Source organism: Candidatus Dependentiae bacterium (genome assembly GCA_020431705.1).
In the GTDB taxonomy this organism is placed as follows: domain Bacteria; phylum Babelota; class Babeliae; order Babelales; family Vermiphilaceae; genus JAGQHQ01.
The window spans coordinates 1-5173 of record JAGQHQ010000029.1; the positions used below are offsets into that span (position 1 = coordinate 1).

Below are 5173 nucleotides of genomic sequence, written 5' to 3' on the forward strand. Positions count from 1 at the left end.
TGAAATTTTTTTGTTTTGATTTTTTTTTGTTACTTGTTGTTTATTGGCTTTTATTGGAAGCCAACCTATTGAAGCTCCATATTTAATGTGTGGTAGGATTTTTTCTTTACAATATTTTTTATATTTTTTTTTTTTATTTTTTTTCTCAAAAAATTTTGATTTACTAGAAAAAATTTTTTTAAAATTTTTTAATAATAAAAATAATTTAGAAGAAAAATGTTAAATACCCTAATTTTGTCCATTTTGTTATCTCTGCTTATTATAATTGGGTTGCTTCTTAGCGTTGCCTTTTTGACTCTTATAGAGCGAAAGATAATTGCATCAACTCAGAATAGGAGGGGTCCTAATGTTGTAGGTTTTTCAGGATTATTACAACCGTTTGCTGATGCTTTAAAATTAATTATAAAAGAATCAATTTTTCCTAGAAATTCAAACTTAATAATATTTATTATTTCTCCCCTTATTTCCTTATTTTTTGCTATTTCTGCTTGAGCCTTCATACCATTTTCTTATTCATCTATTTTAGTAGATTCAAATATAGCTTTATTGTTTATATTTACTAGTTCTATTTTACATATTTATGGTATTATTTTAGCTGGATGATCTTCTGGTTCTAGATATAGTTTTTTGGGATCATTGAGATCAACGGCTCAATTAATTGCTTACGACATTAGTATAGCAATAATAATGTGTACTTTAGCTCTATTCCCAAAATCTCTTAATTTAATAGACATTATAGAATTTCAAGATTGTAATGGTTATTTTGCTTTTTATTTACCAATACTATTTTTACTTTTTTTAGTCTCCTCTTTAGCTGAAACTAATAGACATCCATTTGATCTACCTGAAGCAGAGTCAGAATTAGTTGGTGGGTTTAATACAGAATATTCTTCCTCTTATTTTGCTTTTTTTTTTTTAGCTGAATATGCTTCAATTTTGTTAATGGTATTCCTAATAAATCATCTTTTTCTTGGAGGATGAACTACCATATTCTTTTTTCAAAGTTTTTCAATTATCTTTTATATTTTAAAATTATTATTTATATACTTTTTTTTTTTTTTATTAATAGCAGTTATCCCTCGTTACAGATATGATCAACTTATGCGACTTGGTTGAAAATTTGTATTGCCGGCAAGTCTCTCTTTTTTTTTTTTAACTGTTATTTCTGTTACATTTTTTTTAAATTAATAAAAAAAAATAATAAAAATAAAAATGATGACTACAAAAAATTTACATAAATTTTTTATACCCTCCCTTTATATATTGATTTTTAGCATTTCTTTGCCCCTTTTCAAAATTTTTTACCAAAACGATTACCTAAACCCATATACCATAACTTTTAAAAATCCAAAAACAATTCAAATGTATAATATAATGATTTTATATCATTATGTTATGACTTTTTTAATTGGAATTATAATTTTTACATTTATTTTTATTTTTTTATCTTTTTTTAGAACTTATTTTTTTTTTCATGTAAAACTAATGTTTCCTCCAAATAAAATGGTTTTTAAAGAAATTTTTTATACTGAAAATTATTTAGATATTTTTCCAAAATTTTTAAATTGAATTAGATACAATTTATATATTAATAAATTTAAATTTATGAATTTTTATAAGGAGGATATAAAAAGTTCTTTAAAAGACCAAGTTTCTCATGCTCCGGTTTTAGAATTTTTTTGAGTTATATTTCCAGCTTTAATATTAGTTGCTATAGCTTATCCTTCTGTGGTTATGCTTTATTATAACGAATCTTATGTTGACCCTGTATTTAATATAACTGTTATTGGAAATCAATGATATTGAACTTATGAATATAATGATTTTAATGTTGTAGAAATTTTTAAAAAACATTTAACTCATGAAAATTTTGTTTTAGGTAGAACTTTAGACGACATTGTAATGTATATAAATGAACAAAAGTCAAAAGTTCTAAAGAATTTTTCTGGACAAAAATTATTAAAAGCTAAAGATAAGATTATCTTCGATCAGATTCCAAAAAGATTAACTATTGATAGTAATATGATAATAGCAAAAGATCCAAAATTTTTAAGACTTTTAACTACTGATCAGTGTTTAGTTATTCCTTCAAAAACCCCAATTAGGTTACTTATTACCTCAAATGATGTAATTCATAGTTGAGCTGTTCCAAGTTATGGTGTTAAACTTGATGCTGTCCCTGGTCGTATAAATCAGCAAATATTGAATATACCTCTAGTGGGAACATCTTGGGGTCAATGTAGTGAGCTTTGTGGCGTTAATCATGCATTTATGCCGATTGAAATAAAAGTTTTAGCTTTCAATGATTTTATTTTATTTATGCATTTACGATTAAAGGAAATTTTATTCCCACTTTTAGTAGATTATTATAAAGAACGAACTGTTATTATAAAAAATTTGTGTACTGTATTGAAAGAAAAAATTAATAATGGAGGTCTAACAGGTGAAAGTAATTTTTCTGCTTTAGAAAAAATTTTTAATAAAGAAAAATTATCAACTATGAAAAAGACTTTATCCTCTTGTAATCTAAAAAAGCAATAGAATGGCTAGCGCTTTAAAGAAAAATAACGCACCACTTATAATAAAATATAAAAGAACAAATTTAAAAGAGCAGCGTAAAAGTTTTAAGAAATACTATGATGCGTTGTCAAAACATAAAAAATTGGTATTTCAATATATTTTAAACAGGGGAAGAACACAAAAACATAAATTACATGTTGTATCTCCTAGCCCTTGACCAATTTATAGTTCAGCTTGTGCTTTTTTATTAGTTATTGGTATGGTTTTATGAATGCACGGTTATACCGGAATACCCCTTTTTTGTGGTGTAGTAAGCTTAATTAGTGCTTTTATTTTTTGATTTAGAGATATTATTCGTGAAGGCGTTTACATGGGTTATCATACAAGTATAGTTAATTCTTGTTTACGTTCTGGCTTCATATTATTTTTAATTAGTGAAGTTATGTTTTTCTTTGGATTTTTTTGATCATTATTTCACTATTCTCTTACTCCTAGTATATTTTCTGGTGGAATTTGACCACCTCAGGGAATAGTTATTTATTTTTTATCAGAAAATTTAAATTACCCACAATCAAGATTTTCTGATATTATAAAAACTCAAACACCTATGTTAATCAATGAAAGTCATGAAGTAGATAATTTTTTTTATGATCCTACTGATTTTGATAATTTAATTGAAAAACACGATTCAAATAGAAGAGTTTACAAAAAACCTAAAAGTATATATGCTTCTATAGATAAGATGCCAAGTAAACTTGTTTCTTTTTTCTTTAAAAGACAAGCTTATGGTAATCCTGGAACATTGTTTTGAAATCATTCAAAAATGTATTTGAATTTTTATTCACATGGTGTCTTAGTTAATCCATATAAGATACCCCTTTTAAATACTGCAATATTATTGACTTCAGGTTTTGTTTTAACAGTTTCACATTCTTATTTGAGAATAGAACTATTTCGTCCAAGTTATAGACTATTGTTATTTACAATATATTTAGGTTTATACTTTATTTTACTACAGTCTAATGAGTATATATACAGTGGTTTTTCTATGAATGATGGTGTTTATGGATCTATTTTTTATTTACTTACAGGATTTCACGGATTTCATGTAATTATAGGTACTATTTTTTTAATAGTTTGTGCTTTTAGATTGCGTTTAGGACATTTTTGTCATCATAATCATTTTGCTTTTGAAGCAGCAGCTTGATATTGACATTTTGTTGATGTTGTTTGAATTCTTCTTTATTTATTATTATATTTATGACCAAATGCAAAATATTTTAGTTCTCAACCTAGTATTTTTTATGTACCAAATAAGGCTAGTATTTACATGAACTTAACTACAGATTTTTATTTTAAGAATATAAATACTGATCCTAATTTTAGATTTTCTACTAATATAAATTTTGAATATGATTTAGCTAAAAAATCAAAAGTAGTAAAGGATATCTTAGGTTTTTTTGAACAATATATTTTGGCTTACGAAGATAAAAAAGAATTTAGAATAAATAGATATAGAAAAGAACAGTGACGGCGTCTTTTAAAAAAAATTCACTGATAACAATTAATTTTTAAAAATTAATTGTTTTTTTTTTTTTAAAAAAAATTTTTTTATTTATTGTTTAAATCTTGCTTGTTTTATAAAAAATCTCATCTAAAAGATTTTCTCTAAAAAACGACCAATAGACCGATAGAAAACATCTATGAAGCACAACAACGTTATCCCAAACGTGCATCAGCGCAAACATTGGCAAAAATATGTGCGAACATGGTTCAACCAGCCAGCCCGTAAACGCAGGCGTTTGGTACATCGTAAAGAAAAAGCGACAGCTTTATTCCCCCGCCCAGCTGAGGCATTACGCCCCGTGGTTCGAGGCCAAACGATTCGTTATAACTCCAAAGTGAAAACAGGCCGCGGATTCACCTTACAAGAAATCAAAGAAGCTGGATTGGGTGTGACTTTTGCGAGAAGTATTGGCATTGCTGTTGATCACAGAAGAAGAAATAAATCCCAAGAGTCTTTGGAGCTCAATAAAAGAAGATTACAAGCATATGTGAGCAAATTGATCCTGTTCCCAAAGAAAGCTGATAAACCAAAGAAAGGATTGGTTAATGATAGTACCAAAGAAACTTTGGAGAAGGTTGTCGCACAACAAAAGAAAGAAAGAGTGGTTATGGGTTTGACTCCTTATGTTGTATCTAGAGTCAAAGCGGTCGGCGCCAAGGCTTTTGAAGACTTCAAAAAAGAAAAAGTCTATAGAAGATTAAGACAAGAAAGAACCAATCAAAAACACGAAGGAAAAAGACAAAAGAAAGCTAAAGAAGCTAGCAATCAACGCTAAAGTCAATATCTTTAAAAAGTAGGGAACTAACACAATTTGAATTTAAAAAGTTCTTTTATTTAACAGTTTTCATTTTTTTATTTAAAAGGCTTCCACTTGATCTCCTGACCGCCGTGCAGCTGATTTTTGAGGTTTTTTGGGTCTGCCCATGCCGAATTCATATAATGGTCATCATTATCTTCTTCTAATTTCTTTTGTTCCTCTTGTTTTTTATAATAATAAGACAACATTTTTTTATAAGTTTCTTCATCCACTGCTGGCTCGCGTACAGGTGCACCAGCTCCTGATTTTTGAAGTCTAACTACAATCTT

The 5173-nt window shown here is 27.2% G+C and carries 10 protein-coding genes; 9 read left to right on the plus strand and 1 reads right to left on the minus strand.

Features of this window, described 5'->3' with window-relative positions:
- The first annotated feature begins 216 nt into the window (after nucleotides 1-216).
- The 9 genes from KC460_05030 (at nucleotide 217) to KC460_05070 (ending at nucleotide 4862) form a co-directional block, all read left to right on the plus strand.
- Nucleotides 217-492: an NADH-quinone oxidoreductase subunit H gene (locus KC460_05030; protein ID MCA9770705.1), complete on the plus strand. Its 276-nt coding sequence runs from the start codon at nucleotides 217-219 to the stop codon at nucleotides 490-492.
- Nucleotides 493-636: 144 nt separating this feature from the next.
- On the plus strand, nucleotides 637-981 hold the full coding sequence (locus tag KC460_05035; protein MCA9770706.1) for an NADH-quinone oxidoreductase subunit H: 345 nt from the start codon (nucleotides 637-639) through the stop codon (nucleotides 979-981).
- A 6-nt stretch (nucleotides 982-987) separates the two neighbouring features.
- A complete protein-coding gene (locus tag KC460_05040) occupies nucleotides 988-1116 on the plus strand; it encodes an NADH-quinone oxidoreductase subunit H (GenBank protein MCA9770707.1) in 129 nt (42 codons plus the stop codon).
- A gap of 786 nt (nucleotides 1117-1902) precedes the next feature.
- On the plus strand, nucleotides 1903-2142 hold the full coding sequence (locus KC460_05045; GenBank protein MCA9770708.1) for a hypothetical protein: 240 nt from the start codon (nucleotides 1903-1905) through the stop codon (nucleotides 2140-2142).
- Nucleotides 2143-2187: 45 nt separating this feature from the next.
- Nucleotides 2188-2541: a hypothetical protein gene (locus KC460_05050; protein MCA9770709.1), complete on the plus strand. Its 354-nt coding sequence runs from the start codon at nucleotides 2188-2190 to the stop codon at nucleotides 2539-2541.
- Between the two features lie 349 nt (nucleotides 2542-2890).
- Entirely contained in the window at nucleotides 2891-2986 is a 96-nt protein-coding gene (locus tag KC460_05055) for a cytochrome c oxidase subunit 3 (GenBank protein ID MCA9770710.1), read from the plus strand.
- A gap of 363 nt (nucleotides 2987-3349) precedes the next feature.
- A complete protein-coding gene (locus KC460_05060) occupies nucleotides 3350-3727 on the plus strand; it encodes a cytochrome c oxidase subunit 3 (protein ID MCA9770711.1) in 378 nt (125 codons plus the stop codon).
- A gap of 123 nt (nucleotides 3728-3850) precedes the next feature.
- On the plus strand, nucleotides 3851-4051 hold the full coding sequence (locus tag KC460_05065; protein ID MCA9770712.1) for a hypothetical protein: 201 nt from the start codon (nucleotides 3851-3853) through the stop codon (nucleotides 4049-4051).
- A 172-nt stretch (nucleotides 4052-4223) separates the two neighbouring features.
- Nucleotides 4224-4862 carry a ribosomal protein L13e gene (locus KC460_05070; protein ID MCA9770713.1) on the plus strand — a complete coding sequence of 213 codons (639 nt, stop codon included), beginning with the start codon at nucleotides 4224-4226 and terminating at the stop codon, nucleotides 4860-4862.
- Between the two features lie 77 nt (nucleotides 4863-4939).
- On the opposite strand, the gene KC460_05075 is transcribed toward KC460_05070, so the two are convergent.
- Nucleotides 4940-5173, minus strand: a 234-nt coding sequence (locus KC460_05075; protein MCA9770714.1) for a CFAP298 family protein, incomplete at its 5' end; no start/stop codon positions are given.